At 70.9% G+C, this 18,342-nt stretch carries 15 protein-coding genes, 1 tRNA gene and 1 pseudogene; 7 read left to right on the plus strand and 10 right to left on the minus strand.

Translation table 11 applies throughout. The annotated features are described in order from the left end of the window. Positions 1 to 4 precede the first annotated feature (4 nt). The gene (locus J2S55_RS13040) at positions 5 to 175 is read left to right on the plus strand and encodes a helix-turn-helix transcriptional regulator (RefSeq protein WP_370879779.1); all 171 of its coding nucleotides are present in this window, start codon (positions 5 to 7) and stop codon (positions 173 to 175) included. Next, positions 172 to 1,536: a tyrosine-type recombinase/integrase gene (locus tag J2S55_RS13045; protein ID WP_306860201.1), complete on the plus strand. Its 1,365-nt coding sequence runs from the start codon at positions 172 to 174 to the stop codon at positions 1,534 to 1,536. Before J2S55_RS13040 ends, J2S55_RS13045 begins: the two co-directional genes overlap by 4 nt. Before the next feature lie 233 nt (positions 1,537 to 1,769). On the opposite strand, the gene J2S55_RS13050 is transcribed toward J2S55_RS13045, so the two are convergent. Next, positions 1,770 to 1,854: transfer RNA gene (locus J2S55_RS13050), tRNA-Tyr, on the minus strand. Positions 1,855 to 2,241: 387 nt separating this feature from the next. Here J2S55_RS13050 and J2S55_RS13055 point away from each other — a divergent pair. From J2S55_RS13055 to J2S55_RS13070, 4 genes are all read left to right on the plus strand, one after another. After that, positions 2,242 to 2,736, plus strand: a complete 495-nt coding sequence (locus J2S55_RS13055) for a YajQ family cyclic di-GMP-binding protein (RefSeq protein ID WP_306860203.1) — start codon at positions 2,242 to 2,244, stop codon at positions 2,734 to 2,736. A gap of 735 nt (positions 2,737 to 3,471) precedes the next feature. Then, a complete protein-coding gene (locus J2S55_RS13060) occupies positions 3,472 to 4,476 on the plus strand; it encodes a hypothetical protein (protein ID WP_306860205.1) in 1,005 nt (334 codons plus the stop codon). Positions 4,477 to 4,497: 21 nt separating this feature from the next. Then, positions 4,498 to 5,073 carry a pyridoxamine 5'-phosphate oxidase family protein gene (locus J2S55_RS13065; RefSeq protein WP_306860207.1) on the plus strand — a complete coding sequence of 192 codons (576 nt, stop codon included), beginning with the start codon at positions 4,498 to 4,500 and terminating at the stop codon, positions 5,071 to 5,073. Positions 5,074 to 5,533: 460 nt separating this feature from the next. Continuing rightward, entirely contained in the window at positions 5,534 to 6,451 is a 918-nt protein-coding gene (locus tag J2S55_RS13070; RefSeq protein ID WP_306860209.1) for a WD40 repeat domain-containing protein, read from the plus strand. A 6-nt stretch (positions 6,452 to 6,457) separates the two neighbouring features. Here J2S55_RS13070 and htpX read toward each other — a convergent pair whose 3' ends face one another. The 8 genes and pseudogenes from htpX to J2S55_RS13110 form a co-directional block, all read right to left on the minus strand. Next, positions 6,458 to 7,309, minus strand: a complete 852-nt coding sequence (gene htpX / locus J2S55_RS13075; RefSeq protein ID WP_306860211.1) for a zinc metalloprotease HtpX — start codon at positions 7,307 to 7,309, stop codon at positions 6,458 to 6,460. A 74-nt stretch (positions 7,310 to 7,383) separates the two neighbouring features. Then, positions 7,384 to 9,111, minus strand: a complete 1,728-nt coding sequence (locus tag J2S55_RS13080; RefSeq protein ID WP_306860213.1) for an NADH-quinone oxidoreductase subunit N — start codon at positions 9,109 to 9,111, stop codon at positions 7,384 to 7,386. Beyond that, positions 9,108 to 10,721, minus strand: coding sequence for a complex I subunit 4 family protein (locus tag J2S55_RS13085; protein WP_306860215.1), 1,614 nt, complete (start codon positions 10,719 to 10,721; stop codon positions 9,108 to 9,110). Before J2S55_RS13085 ends, J2S55_RS13080 begins: the two co-directional genes overlap by 4 nt. Further along, positions 10,718 to 11,080, minus strand: a complete 363-nt coding sequence (locus J2S55_RS13090) for a hypothetical protein (RefSeq protein ID WP_306860217.1) — start codon at positions 11,078 to 11,080, stop codon at positions 10,718 to 10,720. The genes J2S55_RS13085 and J2S55_RS13090 overlap by 4 nt, the downstream gene beginning before the upstream one ends. Continuing rightward, positions 11,077 to 12,999, minus strand: a complete 1,923-nt coding sequence (locus tag J2S55_RS13095) for an NADH-quinone oxidoreductase subunit 5 family protein (RefSeq protein ID WP_306860219.1) — start codon at positions 12,997 to 12,999, stop codon at positions 11,077 to 11,079. The genes J2S55_RS13090 and J2S55_RS13095 overlap by 4 nt, the downstream gene beginning before the upstream one ends. A gap of 236 nt (positions 13,000 to 13,235) precedes the next feature. Beyond that, a pseudogene (gene nuoK / locus J2S55_RS13100) lies at positions 13,236 to 13,553 on the minus strand (NADH-quinone oxidoreductase subunit NuoK); the annotation flags it as partial. A 2-nt stretch (positions 13,554 to 13,555) separates the two neighbouring features. Beyond that, positions 13,556 to 14,092: an NADH-quinone oxidoreductase subunit J family protein gene (locus tag J2S55_RS13105; RefSeq protein ID WP_306860221.1), complete on the minus strand. Its 537-nt coding sequence runs from the start codon at positions 14,090 to 14,092 to the stop codon at positions 13,556 to 13,558. Beyond that, positions 14,089 to 15,549 carry a 4Fe-4S binding protein gene (locus J2S55_RS13110; protein WP_306860223.1) on the minus strand — a complete coding sequence of 487 codons (1,461 nt, stop codon included), beginning with the start codon at positions 15,547 to 15,549 and terminating at the stop codon, positions 14,089 to 14,091. Before J2S55_RS13110 ends, J2S55_RS13105 begins: the two co-directional genes overlap by 4 nt. A 246-nt stretch (positions 15,550 to 15,795) precedes the next feature. Here J2S55_RS13110 and J2S55_RS13115 point away from each other — a divergent pair, with 246 nt between their 5' ends. Further along, positions 15,796 to 17,241: a serine/threonine-protein kinase gene (locus J2S55_RS13115; RefSeq protein ID WP_306860225.1), complete on the plus strand. Its 1,446-nt coding sequence runs from the start codon at positions 15,796 to 15,798 to the stop codon at positions 17,239 to 17,241. Here the strand turns inward: J2S55_RS13115 and J2S55_RS13120 are convergent. Beyond that, entirely contained in the window at positions 17,238 to 18,176 is a 939-nt protein-coding gene (locus tag J2S55_RS13120; RefSeq protein ID WP_306860226.1) for a hypothetical protein, read from the minus strand. The two genes, J2S55_RS13115 and J2S55_RS13120, sit on opposite strands and share 4 nt — an antisense overlap. Between the last annotated feature and the right edge of the window lie 166 nt (positions 18,177 to 18,342).

Genomic DNA, 18,342 nt, shown 5'->3' on the forward strand with positions numbered 1-18,342 from the left:
GCTCATGACCGTTCCGGAGATCCTCGACGAACTCGGCGGGGTGTCACGACGAACCTTCTACCGCTGGCGGGAGATCGGTCATGCTCCCCAAGGTCTCAAGCTCCCGAACGGTGAGATCCGCATCTGGCGCAGCGAGTTCACCGCCTGGCTTGAGACTCTCCGGGAGGCGGCGTGAACACCTCCTACGACGTGAAGTTCTGGGAGATCCGTCGGAACGAGACGAGCAAGACGCCGTCCTACGTGATCCGCTGGAAGGTCGGCGGTCGCCAGAAGTCGAAGACCCTGCGGACCAAGGCTCTCGCCGAGAACTTCCTGTCGGACCTGCGGCAGGCGGCCAAGCGGGGTGAAGCCTTCGACATGGAGACCGGCCTCCCGCTCTCCATGCTCCAGGCCAAGAGCGCCCGGACGATCTTCGAGTTCGTACGGGCCTACATCAACATGAAGTGGCCTCACGCAGCGGCCAAGAGCCGGGACAGCATGTCCGACGCGCTCTCAACGGTGCTCCCCGCGCTGGCCAAGGATCGGCCTGGCCGTCCTGACGCCGAGAGTCTGCGGGCTGCGCTCCGTAAGCATGCGCTCCTCCCCGCCGGTAAGAGGCCCGATGCTCCTCATGAGATGGCGCAGGCGATTCGGTGGCTTGAAAGCGCCTCACTGGACTTGGCTGACCTGAGAGAGACCAAGGTCGTACGACTGGCGCTCGACGCGCTCGCCCTCCGACTCGACGGCAAGGCCGCGGCCCCGAACACGATCGCCCGTAAGCGGGCGGTTCTCCATGCCGTGCTGGAGTACGCGGTGGAGCTGGAAGAGCTGGACGCCAACCCGTTGCACAAGGTCAGATGGAAACCTCCCAAGACCACTGAGACCGTCGACCCGCGCGTGGCGGTCAATCCGCGGCAGGCTCGGGAACTCCTGACCATGGTCACCTACGTGGGTGGGCGTGGCCGGGGCCGGCGGCTCATGGCGCTGTTCGCCTGCATGTACTACGCGGCGCTGCGCCCGGGTGAGGCGGTCGGCCTGCGTCTCCAGGACTGCCACCTGCCCGCGAAAGGCTGGGGGCGGTTAACAGTCGACGTCTCCCGGCCCGAGGTCAACAGGCAGTGGACGGACAGCGGGGACGCCCACGAGGAACGGGGTCTCAAGCACCGTGGCAGTGCCGACGTCCGTCCGGTGCCGATCCCTCCCGAACTCGTGAAGATCCTCCGGCAGCACATCGACGAGTACGGCACCGGCGCGGACGGGCGCATCTTCCGCAGCGAGCGGGGCGGTGTGATCGCCTCGACGGCCTACACCGAGGTCTGGCAGGACGCGCGGACACTCGCCCTCACTCCAGCTCAGGTCGCCTCGCCCCTCGCCCGGCGGCCGTACGACCTGAGGCACGCGGCGGTCTCGCTGTGGCTCAACGCGGGCGTCTCAGCTCCCGACGTGGCCGAGCGGGCGGGCCATGGCGTGGACGTCCTGCTGAGGGTCTACGCCAAGTGCCTCGACGGACAGAAAGAGATCGCCAACAAGCGGATCAGTGACGCGCTGACCGCATGAGACGCACGCCGCACAATCAGGGTCCCGGACACCACCGGGACCCTTCGGCGTTCCAGGGCCGGTTCTCGCCCGTACGGCACTCGGAAAGCCCGGTGCCACCTGGGAAAACGGCCTCAAGATCATTGCGCGTATATTGCGCGACCACCGACATCGAGCCGCTCAGGGCGGCATCTGGCTGCACACCCCGGAAAAGCAAAAGAGGCCCCTAAGGGCCTCTGAGCTGCCAGTTTGGCTGGTGGCAGGTGCAGGACTTGAACCTGCGTAGGCTGAGCCGACGGTTTTACAGACCGCTCCCTTTGACCACTCGGGCAACCTGCCGCGTCATCCGCTTGAGGCGGCGACAGGAAGAAGAATAGCGGACTTCCGGGCGTGACGTGACATCGGCGGAGACCGCCTGTCGACAGGCTGCCGCACCTGTACTTCTGAGGCTTGTGCCTGCACCTGGCGGGGAGCTGCGGGGGCGGAAGGGCGGGCGGGGAGCTGGGGAGGTTGAAGGCTCCGGGGTGGGGGGCGCCCGTCACCCGGGTGGGATGGCTTCCCCGGAGGCGGGCGAGGGTGAGCGTCGTGCCGCGCGGGGGACACGGGTCGGCACCAGCCGTAGAGGCTCCATCGACACCGCCATCTGAGCGTTGACGGTCACGTTCATCATGAGCCGATAGGCGAAGCGCTAGGGTCGGCATGAGAGCTAGAAAGGATAGTCGACGCATGGCCGACAGCAGTTTTGACATCGTCAGCAAGATCGACCATCAGGAGGCCGACAACGCGCTGAACCAGACGGTCAAGGAGGTCGGGCAACGATTCGACTTCAAGGGCACCGGCGCGTCCATCGCCTGGTCGGGCGGCCAGAAGGCTGTCGAGATCAAGGCCAACAGCGAGGAGCGCGCCAACGCCGTCCTTGACGTGTTCAAGGACAAACTGATCAGGCGAGGGCTCTCGCTCAAGATTCTGGACGCGGACGAGCCCAAGCTGTCCGGCAAGGAGTACCGCCTGGTGGTCACCCTCAAGGAGGGCATCGACCAGGAGCACGCCAAGAAGATCTCGAAGATCATCCGGGATGAGGGGCCCAAGGGGGTCAAGGCCCAGATCCAGGGTGAGGAGCTGCGGGTGAGCTCCAAGAAGAGGGACGAGCTGCAGGAGGTCATCGCCCTGCTCAAGGGCAAGGACCTGGAGATCGCCCTGCAGTTCACGAACTACCGCTAGAAACGGGCGGCCGAGGCCCTGACCTGCAGCTTCAGGGTCAAGCCCGGCACAATAGGCACATCCGGGGCACACGGCCGGCGACGCATGTCTCCGCCTGTGCCCCGGCCGCTCCCCGGCGGAGCCCGCAGGCGGCGGTGCGGACGACCACGCGGAGCGGGTCCCGTTCCTGAATGCGCTGGCGCCGGGCCATGCGGCGCCCGACCGGCTGAGGCCGGTGTACAGCATCCGTCCCGGTGAGGCCATGCACGACGCCTACCCTGTTGAGGCCATGTGCGACTCTCGACCGGCTGAGGCCGGTGTACGGCATCCGTCCCGGTGAGGTCATGCACGACGCCTGCCCTGTTGAGGCCATGTGCGGCGCCCGACCGGTTGAAGCCTGTGCGCGGCATCCGTCCCCGGTGAGGTCAGCGTACGGAGGTGAGGTCGGCGTACGGAAAATTGCGCGGCAGTCCGGCCCCTCTCCCAGCGGGTGGACAGCGGCAGGGCGCAACGGGCGGCGGGGCACCGGGCACAGCCGGGTACGGCGGCGCCTGGCGGTGCGGCTCTCAGCGGCCCAGCACCGTGATCACCGACATCCCGCACATCACGATGGCGGTGGCCGGCTCACGGGCCATCGGTGATCAGACATGGCTCCCCTGTGACGGCGGACGGGAGCACACCATGGGAACGTGTCTGATTCGTGACGCAACCTTTCGCACCTGAGCCGCATCTACCGAGGTGACGAAAGGAACGCCGATGAGACCCACACGTGGATTCGCCGTCCTGGCGATCGCGGCAGCGGCCGCCGCGATGATCACAACTCCGGCGGATGCGAGGACGGGAGCCGCATCCGACGATTCGGTCCGGTACGCCTGGATCAAGGCCTGCCCCAAGCCCAAGAAGGACTACAAGATCCCCTGTGGCAACTGGACGCTGGCCATGCGCAGCGGGAAGACCATCAAGCTGACCGACGCGCGGGTCAATCCCAAGCAGGCCGGCGGCAAGGTGGACAAGGAGTCCAGCGCCCTGTTCGCGGTCAGCGGTGACGGCCGGTCCGTGAACTACATCAAGGGCGACAAGCTTGTCGTCCGCGATGTGAACAGCGGAAAGGTCCGTCCGCTCCCCGGCCGGGCGGCCAAGCTGCCCAAGGGCATCGGCCAGGGCGAAGTGGACACCACGCTCTCCCCCGACGGCTCGATCGCCGTGGTCGACTATTTCGACGACGCCGAGAAGCTGCCCAGCCTGGTCGCCAATCTGAAGACCGGCAAGGTGGTCGAGCTGCCATCGAAGAACAGCGTGATGAGCTTCAGCCCCGACGGGCAGCACCTGCTGACCGGCCGGTTCACCGATGACAACATCACCGAGTTCGCGGTCTTCGATGCCGAGGGGCGTGAGACCTCAAGCCAGGTCGTCCCCCAGATCGTGTCCAACAACGCGCCGATCGCGCTGGCCGATGACGGGACCACCGTCACGCTGATCATCACCGGCGGTTCGGGCAAGGTGCGGCTGCGCACCTACGACCTGGCCTCGGACACCGTCTCCGACCCGGTCCCGCTGGGCACGCCCAAGGGCGAGAGCGCGCAGCGCCTCTACTGGGACGCGGCCGGCACCCTGACGCTCTGGACCAGCACCGGCGACGAGGAGGGCACCGTCGTCTCCGCGGTGAAGCGGAGAGTGAACGCCGAGACCGGGGCCACGCGCAAGCTCGACTCCTTCAGGGTCAGGAGCGACCCGTGGACCTGGTGGCTACCCGGCGAATGAACAAGGAACTATCTTCCCCTTATGGGGAAAATTCATGACAAAATTAACGATCGGCTGCGCGCGTTCATCGGAGCGCAGCCGGTCTATTTTGTAGCGACCGCTCCCGAGCAGGGCGGACACGTCAACGTCTCCCCCAAGGGATACGCCGACACCTTCGCCGTCCTCGACGACACCACGGTGGCCTATCTGGACCTGGACGGCAGCGGCGTGGAGACCATCGCCCACCTCCGCCAGAACGGCCGCGTCACGGTCATGTTCTGCGCCTTCTCGGGTCCCCCCAACATCCTCCGCCTGTACGGCACCGGCCGGGTCGTCGTTCCGGAAGACCCTGACTTCCCCGAACTGATCAAGAGCTTCGGCCCGCACCCCGGCGTCCGGTCGATCATCGTCGTCGACTGCGACCGCATCTCCGACTCCTGCGGCTTCTCGGTGCCGTTCATGTCCTTCGAGAAGGACCGCACCCTGCTGGACGAGTGGGCGGAGCGCAAGGAGGTCCAGCAGAAGCGCGCCTACCGCGCGAAGAACAACCGCGAGAGCATCGACGGCATCCCCGGCCTGTCTCCGGAGGAGACCGATCCGGTCGTCCAGCATTCCTGAAACCCGCCAGCTCCCTCGCGCCCGCGGCGGGCGGGAGGGGCCTGCCTGCCTCGTTCCTCTCCCTTTCTCGTTCCTCGCTCCCGTTCCTTGCCTCGCGCTCCCTGCCCCGCGCCCCCTCCTGCCTCCTGCCCGCTCCCGCTGTCTGCCTCGCCCCCCTCCCTGTTTCCTCCTCGCTCCCGCTCTCGGCCCCCGCTTCCTACTCACTCCGGCTCCCGGCTCCCGCTCCATGGCCTGTCCGTGGTTTCGGCGCTCACGCTCCATCCCCCACCCACCCCCTCGGCGGCCTCACAGCGCTCACCCTCCGGCCGCGATCTCGGGGTACTCACCCCTCCGTACGCGATTCCGTGACACTGGCGGCCGCACCGGTGGCAGGCCCGTCGCGGCGCCTGCAGTGGCCGGTAAGTGGCGCGTACAGTGGCCGGTAATGATGTCCCCCTGTCGATGAGCTCAGGGGGCCTCGATGAGCCTGCTCCGCCGACCGGCCGTTCTCGTCGCCGTGCTGGCCGTACTCACCGTGGTCATGAGGGCGGAGGCCCCTGCGCGGGCGAGGGCGGAGCCGGAGGCGGGAGGGGCCTCGGTCCGCTATGCGGGGCTGGCCGGCTGCGTCTGCGCCCCCTGGACGCTCTGGACCTGGAGCGGCCAGGTGATCAAACTCGCTGACGCCCGGGTGTTCGCGTCGAAGGCGGGTAAACAGCGGGCGCCGCTGGCCCTGTCACCGGACGGGGAATATGTCGCTTATTTCCGGCGCGGAGACCGGGCGCTCGTCATCCGGAACATGTCCACCGGCCAGGTACGCGAGGTCCCCGGGATGCAGTGGTCGCGCAAGCTGCGCTCCACGCGGATCGACCTCGCCCCGGCCGGACGTTACGTCGTACTGGGCAGCGGGCGCGACGACAGGGTGCTCGACGCCTACAGCGGGGAGAGCTCGGTGGTGCCGCCGGGACTGCGGCCGTGGAGCTTCAGCTCCGACGCCGGACTCATGCTCGCCGTGGACGACGAGTTCAGGGCGGGGATCTACGCGATCTCCACCCTGGCCGAGAAAGGACGTGTCCCCGTGGGGGGTGCGCTCAGCCCGGACGGCGCGACCGTCGCCCACTTCACCGACGACGACTCGGCCATCAGCCTGTGGGACGTGGCCGCGGGCCGGGCCGACGGGCAGCCGATCGCCCTGCCCGCCGGGCAGATCCCCACCCGGCTCCGCTGGGGCGGCTCCGGCCACCTCGACCTGCAGACGGTCGCCCGCAGGGGCGAGAAGAGGAGCGAAACCGTCTACACCTGGCATCGGGTGGACCAGGGAACGGGGCACCTCCAGGTGGTGGACACCTTCGCCGTGCCCGACTCGGTCCACAACCCGATCGTCGCCGGGCTCAGCCCGTGATCGGCGTCAACGGCGGTAGCCGGCCATCCGCTCCAGCCGGGCGACGCGCTCGGCGGTGGACGGGTGGGTGGAGAACAACCGGCCCAGTCCGGCACCCCGGAAAGGGTTGGCGATCATGAGGTGAGAGGCGGAGGCTATCCGGCCGTTCTCCGGGAGCGGCAGCTGCCGGGTGCCCATCTCGATCTTCCTCAGCGCCGAGGCGAGGGCCAGCGGGTCACCGGTCAACCGGGCACCGGACTCGTCGGCCTGATATTCGCGGGACCGGGAGATGGCCATCTGGATCATCCCGGCGGCGACCGGACCGAGCACCATCATGAGCAGGGCGCCGATGAAACCGGGGCCCTCGTCGTCGTCTCCGCCGCCGAAGAACAGGCCGATGTAGCCCAGATAAGTGATCATGGTGGCCAGCGCGCCGGCCACGGAGGAGACCAGGATGTCCCGGTTGTAGACGTGGGACAGCTCGTGCCCTATGACACCTCGCAGCTCGCGCTCGTCGAGAAGCTGGGTGATGCCGTAGGTCACGCACACCGCGGCGTTGCGAGGGTTGCGGCCGGTCGCGAAGGCGTTGGGCTGCATCGTCGGCGAGACGTACAGCCTGGGCATGGGCTGGCGGGCCTCGGTGGACAGCTCGCGCACGATCCGATAGAGGGTCGGCTGCTCGACCTCGCCCACCGGCCGGGCGCGCATGGCGGACAGGGCGATCCGGTCGGAGAAGAAATAGGCGACGCCGTTGGTCACCAGCGCGATCAGAACCGCGATCTGCACGCCGACGCCGCCCCCCAGCCACGCCCCCACCGCGATGATCACCGCGGACAGTGCGCCGAGAAGGACCGCGGTACGCAGACCGTTGTGGTGCACTGCACCCCCCTTTCGGTTGATGCTGATTCACCAGTGCCAACGTCTCCGGCCAGGCCGAACGTTCCCGAAAGCGTTCAGCCGGGAGTGACGAACATCTCCGGCAGGAGGTCGAGCACCACCTGCGGGGCGATCGAGAACACCACCGCGACGGCCCCTGCCAGCGCGATCGCCACACCCACCGGCACCCATCGGACACGGCCGCCCGCCGCGGGGACCTCATCACCGGCGCCGCCGCCCGCCGCCGCGGAGCCGCCCTCCGCCACACCGGCGCCCGCCCCGGCGGAGACACCGGTGGCCTCGGTCACCGGGACGGGGGTGAAGATCCGCGCGGCCCAGGCGACGTAGTAGTAGAGCCCGATGACCGTGTTGACGGCCATCACCACCGCCAGCCAGGCTCCGCCTCCGTCGACGATCTCCCGGAACACCACGATCTTGGCGAACAGCCCGGCCAGCCCCGGGGGCAGACCCGCCAGGCAGATCAGGAAGAAGGCCAGGGCCAGCCCCGCCGCCGGATTACGGGACACCAGACCCCGGTAGTCGTCCAGCTCGCTCCGGACACCGCGCCGCGAGACCAGCATGACCACCGCGAAGGCCCCGAGGTTCATCGCCGCGTAGAAGACGAGGTAGGCGACCGAGGCGCTCATCGCCTCGTCGTCACGGACTCCGAGTGGGGCGAGGATGTAGCCGGACTGGGCGACCGAGGACCAGGCGAGCAGACGTACGGCATGGCGCTGGCGCAGGGCCAGGAGATTACCGACGGTCATGGTCAGCGCGGCGATGATCGCGACCAGCGGAGCCCAGAGAGTGATCTGCGCCCTCAGTCCGGCGACCAGGATGAGGATCAGCCCGGCGAACCCGGCGGCCTTCGAGATCACCGACAGCAGGGCCGCAACCGGGACCGGGGCCCCCTGGTAGACGTCGCCCGCCCACGCGTGGAACGGGACCGCCGCGACCTTGAAGGCGAACCCGGCGAGCACCAGTACCACGGCCACGGTGAGCACCGGCGGCAGGTCGTAGGCGATCGTCAGCGTGGCGGTGTAGGCCCCGGAGGCCGCCGGCTGCGCCTCCGGACCGACCACGGGACCCGCGACGGGCCCGCGCAGCGCCTGGGCGAGCCGGTCGAGGTAGACGGTCCCGGTCATGCCGTAGAGCAGGGAGACGCCGAAGAGCATCACCGCCGTGGAGACCACGGAGACCAGGAAGAGCTTGACCGCCGCCTCCGAGCTCCGGCCGTCGTAGCGTCTGAGGGCGGTGAGCGCGAAGACCGGCAGCGAGACCAGCTCCAGCGCGACCACGAGCATGACCAGGTCTCGGGAGGCGGGCAGGGCGACCGCGCCGGCCAGCGTGCACAGCAGCAGGAAGTGCCACTCGCCGACGGGGATGTCACCGGAGGAGAGCTCGGCCATCGACAGCAGCACCACGATGACCCCGGCGGCCAGCGCGAGCCCGGCGAAGATCAGCGTGAAGTCGTCGACCACGAACGAGCACGGCGCCGGGGCGGCGCCGCCCGCACCGGCCGGCCCCGATCCGGACGTCCCGGGGGCCGGCGCGCCGAGGCCCACACCAACGGGGCCGGGGAGTCCGGGAGGCACGCAGAAGGTCCGCATCGGGGCGCCGCCCCGCACGGCCTGCGAGACCACCACGCCCAGGGCGCCCAGCACCCCGGCCAGGGTGACCCCACCGAGTGCGGGGCGCGCGTACGGCCTGCGGGGCAGGAAGGCGTCGAGGAGCAGCACGAGTCCGGCGGTGAAGGCGAGGACCAGCAGCGGCGCGACCGCGTAGTAGTCGATCGACTGGATCACGGCGCCCCCAGGAGGGTCTGGGCCACCGGGTCGGTGACGAGGAGGAGCGCCTTCGGCCAGAGGCCGAACAGCAGGATGAGCACGACCAGCGGCACCCAGGCGGCCAGCTCGTAACCGGTGACGTCTCGCCGGCGCGAGCCCCCGGCGCCCGGCGCGCTCTCCGGCCGGCCGCCGCCTCCCCCGCCCACGGCGGCGAGCACCGGGGCATGGACGGTCTCGACGGGCCGGCCGTGAGTGACGCGGGAGAGCATGACCAGGAAGTAGGCGGCGGTCAGGACGGTCCCGAGACCTCCGACGGCCATGAAGGTCAGATAGAGCGGGCGGGACAGGCCCGTAGCCGGCTCGAAGGCGCCGAAGAGGGCCAGCATCTCGCCCCAGAAGCCCGCCAGGCCGGGCAGTCCGAGGGAGGCGACACTGGCGAAGGTCAGCAGGGAGCCGAGACGCGGCAGGCTCGACAGCATGCCGCCGCCGAGCGAGGGCATGTCGGCAGTGCCGTAGCGGTCCTTGATCGCGCCGGCGACGAAGAACAGCAGGGCGGTGATCAGGCCGTGGGCGATGTTGCCGAACAGGGCGCCGTTGAAGCCGACCGGGGTGAGCGTGGCGAAGCCCAGCAGGACGAAGCCCATGTGACCGATGGAGGAGTAGGCGATCATCCGCTTGAGGTCGCGCTGGGCGAGGCAGGCGAGGGAGCCGTAGACGATGCCGATCACCGCGAAGGCGCCGAGCCAGGGCGCCACGGCGGCGGCGCCGTCAGGCAGGACCGGGATGGCGATGCGGGCGAAGCCGTAGGTGCCCATCTTGAGCAGGACACCCGCGAGGAGCACCGAGCCGACGGTGGGCGCCTCGGTGTGGGCGTCGGGCAGCCAGGTGTGCAGCGGCCACATCGGGGTCTTGACCGCCAGCCCGAGGCCGACGGCGACGAAGGCGAGGACCTGCACCGAGGAGGACATCCCGGTCCCATGGGCGCGGGCAAGGGCGATCATGTCCAGGGTGCCGGTCTGCGCCCAGATGAGGAGCAGGCCGAGGAGCAGCACGACGGAGCCGAGCAGTGTGTAGAGGATGAACTTGATCGCCGCCGCCCGCCGGGCGCGCCCGCCCCAGACGGCGATCAGGAAATACATCGGGATGAGCACGACCTCGAAGAACACGAAGAACAGCAGCAGGTCGAGGGCGAGGAACGTGCCGACCATGCCCACTTCGAGGACGAGCAGCGTGAACACCAGGGCCCGGGGCCGGTTGCCGCCGGCCGTGGACCGCAGCAGCTGGCCGGGCCCGTCGGCCCGGCCCCAGCACAGGTAGACGGAGCAGAGGAAGGTCAGCAGCGTGGTCAGCACCACCAGCGGCAGCGAGATCCCGTCCACGCCGAGATGGAACCTGAGGTCCAGCCCCGGGACCCAGGCCAGGTCCGTCGAGAACTGCACCCGGGCCGCTCCGCCGTAGTCGAAGGCGGCGGCCAGCACCACCGACAGCGCGAACGTGACGCCGGTTACCGCCAGGGCGTGCACCCGGAGCAGCCGTCTACCGGCCGCGACGTCCGTCCTGGACGGTGCGAGCAGCACGGCGGCCCCGGCCAGCGGCACCCCGAGAAGCGCGATCAGCACCCAGTTCATGCTCCGGCCACCTCACCCAGGACCAGGCCCAAGATCGTGATCGAGCCCCGGACCGAGGTCGGGGTCGATCTCAAGCTTGGGGTAGAGCTCAGGGCCGAGGCCGGGGTCCGGCCGCCGCTCCCGGAGGGCGGGATCGGGAAGGGGCCTGTCGCCACCGGCCGGACCGACGGCGGGGCCGGGAACCCGGCCATCGCTACCCGGATCGGGGACGGCACCGCGATGGCGGCCGGGAACGGCGGCAGGGGGAAGGTGCCTGTCGCCACCGGCCGGACCGACGGCGGGAGCGGGAACCCGGCCGTTGCCACCTGGCTCAGGGGCGGCACCGCGATGGCGGCCGGGAACGGCGGCGGGGGGCTCATCCGAAGATCACCGCCCCGACCGCGATGAGGAGGACCCCGGCGAGCAGACCGGTGACGTAGAGCTGGGCGTTGCCGTTCTGTATCAGGCGTGCCAGGCCCGACAGCCCCACGGTGGCCCGGCCCGAACCGCGCACCGCACCGTCGACCACGCGGTCGTCGGCGCGGGTGACCAGGCGGGCGAGGCCGAGCACGGGCCGGACGAACAGCGCGGCGTAGGCGGCATCGACGTAGAAGGCCTGCTCGCAGGGGACACGGAACGGGCCGAGCACGCGGGCCGGATCGCCCAGCGGGTCGCCGCGCCACATCGCGTAGACCACGCCGGCGCCCAGCAGCGCCAGCACGACGCTGAGGACGGCCGTGCCCCAGTGGACGTCGGCGATGCCGACCAGGCCCAGGAGCAGGGCGGGGACGGCGAGGACGACGATGGGCCAGCGCATGGTGGCCGGCGCCTCGCGGGTGTCGGCGGCATGCGCCGTGCCCGGCTCCGGCTCGGGGAGGGCGATGACACCGCGCTCCCCGAAGAAGGTCCGCAGCCAAGCACGGGTGGCATAGGCGCCGGTCACCGCGACCGTGGCCAGCGCGCAGCCGTACAGCAGCAGGGCCGCCGCGTCGGTGAGCGGCCCCGCGGACAGCGCGTGCTCGATGGCCACCAGCACCTCGTCCTTGCTGAAGAAGCCGCTCGCCGGGGGCAGGCCCATCAGGGCGGCGAAGCCGATCGTCATCGTGACGAAGGTGACGGGAAGCTGCTTCCGGAGCCCTCCCATCGCGCTCATCAGGTTGGAGCCGACCGCGTGGATCACCGCTCCGGCGCAGAGGAAGAGCAGGGCCTTGAAGGCGCCGTGGGTGACCAGGTGGAAGATCGCTGCGCTCTCGGACCCGGCGGCCAGGGCACCGGCCATGTAGGCGAGCTGGCTGATCGTGGAGTAGGCCAGGACGCGTTTGAGGTCGTCCTGTGCCAGGGCGGCCAGGGCCGCGCCGAGCATGCCGAGTGCGGCGAGCACCGCGAGCACGTCCAGGGTGGGACCGGAGCCGAGGAAGACGGGGTAGAGGCGGGCGACGATGAAGATGCCGGCCGCCACCATGGTGGCGGCGTGGATGAGGGCGCTGATCGGGGTCGGGCCGGCCATCGCGTCGGGGAGCCAGACGTGCAGCGGCACTTGGGCGCTCTTTCCGGCGACCCCGGCGAGCAGCAGCATGGTCGCGGCGATGACCGTGCCGGAGGACATCTCCGGAACCTTGGCGACGACGTCGGCGATCCTGAAACTGCCGGCCGCCGTGCCGAGCACGAATACGCCGAACAGGAAACCCACGTCGCCGATCCGGGTGACCAGGAACGCCTTGACCGCCGCCCGGGAGTTGGCCCGTTCTTCCCACCAGTGCCCGATCAGCAGGTAGGAGCACAGCCCCATGATCTCCCAGCCCACGTAGAGGACGAGGAGGTCGGCCGCATACACCACCAGGAGCATGGCGCTGGTGAACAGGCTGATGAACGCGCTGTAGGACGGGTAGCGCCGGTCGTCGCCCAGGTAACCGACCGAGTAGATCTGCACAGCCAGCGCGACCACCGTGACCAGCACCGCGACCGAGGCGGCGAGACCGTCGACGAGCAGCCCGACGGAGATCGGCACTGAGCCCGTGTCGATGACGCCGAGCGTGCCGGTGACCCCGGACGGCCCGGCGGACCCGGTGGGGAACGGCCCGCCCCGACCTCCACCCGCGCCGGCCCAGCCGGCGTAGGCCAGCCAGGCCGCGAGCGCCGTGGAGATCGCGGTGGGCACGATCGCGATCCAGGCGGCCCGGCGGCCGGCGGCCACGTCGGCGGCTCCGTCCCGGAGACCCCCGGGGAACCGGGATCCGAGGAGCCCGGCGGCCGCCGCGACGAACGGCAGCAGGATGACGAGAGCGGCAACAGTGATCATGGCGTGTCACCCGGTCCGGTGGCCGTTTCGGACGCGACGTGGCCGAGGCCGGGACCGGTGACACCACCGTGGGATCCGGCGGCGTCCCGCCTCCGCGCCGGGTCCTGAGCCGGGTGCCGCCCTTCGGCCGGACTCTGAGGCTGTGAGCCGTCCTGAGCCGGGTCCTGGCCCAGTGGCGGGGTGGACCCGCCCTGGTCCTGGTCCTGGGCCTGACCCTGGGCCGGAGGGTGGGGCCGGTCGGCGCCGGTGGGTTCGGCGAGAGCGCGCAGACGGTCGAGATCCACGGTCTGGCGGTTGCGGTAGAGCGCGAGGATGATCGCGAGGCCGAGGCCCACCTCGGCGGCGGCGATCACGATGACGAACAGGGTGAGGACCTGGCCGCTGTGCAGCCGGTCACGCAGCCACACGTCGAACGCGACCAGGTTGAGGTTGACCGCGTTGAGCATGAGCTCGACGGACATCAGGACGAGGATCGTGTTGCGGCGGGCGAGCACGCCGTACACGCCGATGGAGAACAGCAGCGCCGAGACGACAGCCGGATAGACGACGTGCAACGTCAGTCCCTCCCCCGGATGTCGGTGCGGGACAGGACGATGGCGCCGATCAGGGCCGCCAGCAGGAGGACCGAGAGCGCCTCGAACGGCAGCACCCAGTTGCGGAAGATGCTGGAGCCGAGATCCTTGGCCGAACCCCGGCCGGGCTCCAGGGGCATGTAGGCCATGCGGAAGCCGTCGATCACCACGGTGACCAGCACGACGGCGGTGGCGATCGCCACCGCCGCGGCGGCCGGCCGGTTGCGGCTGTCGAGGTCGGCGGTCCTGCCGATCGGGGCACGGGTGAGCATGATGCCGAACAGGAGCAGGACGACGATCGCGCCGACGTAGATCAGGACCTGGACCCAGGCGACGAACTCGGCCGTCAGGATCAGGTAGCTCCCGGCGAGCGCGCCGAAGCAGACGACCAGCCAGAGGGCGGCGTGAACGAGTTGCCTGGTGGTCACCACCAGCAGCGCCGACCCGACGGCCACCGCGCCCAGCAGCAGGAAGACGATCTCCTGCCCGGTCGGCGACAGATAGGACGGCACCTCGGTCACTTCTCCTCCTCGGGCTCTCCGCTCGGATCCGTGGAAGAAGTCTGCTCCGGGCGACCCGCCTCCGGGGGCGCGCCACCCCCGCCTGTGGACGACTTCTCGACAGATGGCTTGCCTGTGGATGAATCGTCCTTCTTGGGGAGCGCTCCCGGTGGCCGGATGGCCCGGACGTTCGCGTGCCCCGCCGAGGCGGTCCGCGCGGGCCTCGGCGGCCTCCGGCCGGGCGGCGGCTCCGCCGCGCGGGGTCCGTCCGCCGGGCCGCGCGCCGCAGTGGCGTCCGGTGCGGCCCCCGGTGGGGTGACTCCGGAGGCGGTGGTTCCGGAGGCGGCGGTCCCAGGCGCGACGCCGCCCGGTCCACCGGCCCCGGAGGCGGCGGTCCCAGGCGCAGTACCGCCCGGTCCGACGCCCTTGGAGGCGGCGGTCCCAGGCGCGATACCGCCCGGTCCACCGGCCCCGGAGGCGGTGGTCCCAGGCGCGATACCGCCCGGTCCACCGGCCCCGGAGGCGGTGGTCCCAGGCGCGGTACCGCCCGGTCCGGCAGCCCTGGAGGCGGTTTCTCCCGGGCCTCCCCGTGTGTGGGGCGGGCCCGAGGGCGTGTCGGAGGAGCCGGGGGACGTAGCCGGCGTGCCGGTCGAGCCGCCGGCCTCAGCCGGGACCGCCGGACCGGCCGGCCCGGAGGACGCTCCGGGCTCCGGCGCAGCCGTGCCGGCCCCGCCCGTCGCGCGGCCCGCCGTACCGGCGCCGGGAGCGGAGTCCTCCGGTGCCGAGGATGGGCCGGAGACCGGCCGGGGCCCCGTCGCGCCGGAGGCCGGGACGGGGCCGACCGCACCGGGATCCGTCCCGGCGGCGCCGGGGGCGGTCCTGATGCCGGCCGCACCGCGACCCGCCTCATCAGGGGCGGTGGAAGTCGCATCAGGCTCCGTCGGGCCGGCCCCGGGGGCGGCGGGAGCCACGCCACGGCCGGCCGCACCGGCGCCCGGAGCGGTGCGGGCCGTGCCCGGGGTCCTTGGGGCCGGGCCGGGACGGGAGGCGGCGGCGAGCTCCTTCGGGGGATCGGCGTTGGGCTCGTGGGCGGGGGGCGGGGGGACCGTCTGGACCCAGGCGGCCAGCTTGTCCTTCTCGTGGACGAGGTTGCGGATGTCGCCTTCGGCGTATTCGAACTCCGGGGACCAGAAGAGGGCGTCGAAGGGGCAGACCTCGATGCAGATCCCGCAGTACATGCACAGGGAGAAGTCGATCGCGAAGCGGTCGAGCACGTTGCGGGCGCGGGGACGGCCGCCCTCGGGGGCGGGGAGGGTCTCCTTGTGGGAGTCGATGTAGATGCACCAGTCGGGGCACTCGCGGGCGCAGAGCATGCACACCGTGCAGTTCTCCTCGACCAGGGCGATCACCCCCCTGCTGCGCGGGGGCAGGTCCGGCCGAACTTCGGGGTATTGCTGGGTCACCGATCTGCTCAGCATGTGGCGGAGGGTTACGGAGAGCCCCTTCGCCAACCCCACTCCTGGTATCCGTCCCACAACTCAACATCATGACGCATGGGGGTGCGCTCGGGAATGCGGTGGTCCGCACGGAAGGATGATCCCCGAGCTCCCACGGTTATCCACAACGGTTATCCACAGTCTGTGTGTTCGATTAACGGGTCTTAACTGCGGAACCGATATGGAAGGAGACTGCAAGCGGCTTCAGAAATACGTATTGTTCGCGACATGTCCCACCAGTACGGTCCCGCCTGGCACCCCCAGCCGCCCCCACGCTCCAACACGGGGTGGAGCGTGGTGTGGACGCTGGTGCCCCTGTTCACCTGCGGTGTCGGCACGCCGTTCATCATCGGCCACGCCGCTCGCAGGCTGCGGAGCGTCCCGCTGGCCTTCGCCGCCGCCCTCTACGGCCTCGGCATCGGGGTGTTCCTCATCGGCGCGGGGACCTACGGAGACTCCGATCTGATCCCGACCTGGCTGGACGTCCTGACGACGATCGGGCTGTTCGGCAGTTGGATCGGCGGCCTGGGCCACGCGCTGATCATCAGGGGCGCGGTGTTCCGGCAGCGCACGCCGTCGGCGCCGTTCCCCGCCCCGGCTCCGACCCCCGTCCCCTTCCCCGCCCCGCTCCCGGGTCCCGCCTCGGCCGCGCCCGCCCCGCTCCCGGGCCCCGTCCCGGCCGTGCCGTACCCGACCGGCCCCACCGCGCCCTCGTCGAGGCCCGCGCCCCGGCCCCAGCCCCATCACACCCAGCCCCAGAACCAGCACGGCCGCACGCACTACGACCAGACCCGTCATGGCCAGACCCAGCACGGCCAGATCCGTCACGGCCAGACTCAACACGGCCAGACCCGGCACGGCGCCCAGCCGTATGACGCCCGGCAGAGCGGCGCCCAGACGCCCCAGGGCTGGCTGGGGCCGTACCGGCTGATCGGCAGCCTGGGCAGGGGCGGCCAGGGAACGGTCCATCTCGCGCTCACCCCCCAGGGGCAGAAGGTCGCGATCAAGGTTCTGCACGAGCACTTCACCGGCAACCAGGTGGTCCGGGACCGGTTCCTGCGGGAGGTGGAGGCGACACGCAGGGTGGCGACGTTCTCCACCGCGCGGGTGCTGGACGTCAACATCAACGACGACCAGGCTTACGTCGTCAGCGAATACGTGGACGGAGTCTCCCTTGAGCAGCTCGTCCGCGACCAGGGCCCGCGCACCGAGGACGGGCTGACCCGGCTGGCCCTGGCCACGGCGGGCGCGCTGGCCGCGATCCACCGGGCGGGCGTGGTGCACCGGGACTTCAAGCCGGCCAACGTGCTGATCGGCGCCGACGGGCCACGGGTGATCGACTTCGGCATCGCCCGCGCCCTCGACCAGGTCACCGCGACCTCGGGCAACATCATGGGCACCCCCGCCTACATGTCCCCCGAGCAGCTCGCCGGAGGCACCGTCGGACCGGAGACCGACGTGTTCAGCTGGGCGGCCACCATGATCTTCGCCGCCTCCGGCCGCGTGGCCTTCGGCGAGGACACCATCCCGGCCATCCTCAACAGGGTGATCAACCACCACCCCGACCTGTCGGCCCTTCCCCAGTCGCTGCGCCCGCTGGCCTCGGCCTGCCTGGAGAAACAGCCCGGCAACCGGCCCACGGCCGCCGACATCATGCTGCGGATCGTGAACTAGGGCACCGCGTCGCGGACCCGGGCCGTCAGGTCGAGATACTCCTCGACGCTCAGCGCCCGGGTCCGGAGCTCCAGACCGTTCCGTACGGCGAAGCGCTCCACTTCCCCGGGGTCCCAGTCCCCGGGCAGGTGGAGCAGCCCCGCGCCGACGATCAGCCCGCTCACCCCGGGCTCCGCCGAGTAGAGCAGCAGCTCGGAGGCGTCGATCTCGCGGGTCCGGCGCGCGGTCTCCAGCAGCAGCCGGCCGTGCACGGCCACCAGGCGGCAGTGCGGCTCGCCCCGCCGCTGGATCACGCGGGCGTCGGCGATCCGCCTGCGGGTCCGGTGCCGGCCGATCCCGACGACGACGGCGGCGCCGGCGACGGTCAGCCCCGCCAGGACCAGGGCGGCGACACCGAGCGGGCCCATGCCCCGGGTGACGTCACGGCCGGGGTGCGTCATGTTGAGGACCACCAGCGTCGCGAAGGCGGCGCCGTAGGCGAGCACCAGCCACATGAGCCCGTAGAGGAGCTGCTCACGCCACCAGATCCTGGGCGAGCCCATGGGGGGCCGCAGGCTCCTGACCCCCGGCACGCGCAGCCGCGGCAGCGGCGGGGGCGGGCGGCGCCAGGTCACCACGTGCCACCCCGGCGACCTGCGGGCGAGTGCGATCCGGGCCTCCTCACCCGTGGCGAAGCGCCGCAGCTCGAAGCCCAGGCCGTTGTCCCGGGCGAACGTCTCCACCTCCTGGCGCGAGCGGGAGCCCGGTGCCTGCAGCAGCACCATGCCGGACTCGTCCAGCACCGCCAGGCCGTATCTCGTCCTGCCCCTGCCCGGATAGCCGAACAGCAACAGTGTGCTCACCCGGTGCGGGCCGGCGAGCGGCAGCCGTACCGGCGGGTGCTCCGGCACCTCGACGACCAGATCGTCGTCGTCCACGGCGAGCGCGAGGGTCATGCGGTCCGTCCTTGGCCTGTGATGTCACCTACGGGCACTCCTCCTTGCCCGGCGTACGCGCTTCGAACGTGCCCGGCGTGCGCGTTTCCCGCGTCGGTCCATCATGTACGGCGGTGCGGGGTGGAGCGCGACCCGCCACGCCCGCAGGGGCCGCGGGCGGCTCCCG

Source organism: Streptosporangium brasiliense, assembly GCF_030811595.1.
GTDB classification, from domain to species: Bacteria; Actinomycetota; Actinomycetes; order Streptosporangiales; family Streptosporangiaceae; genus Streptosporangium; species Streptosporangium brasiliense.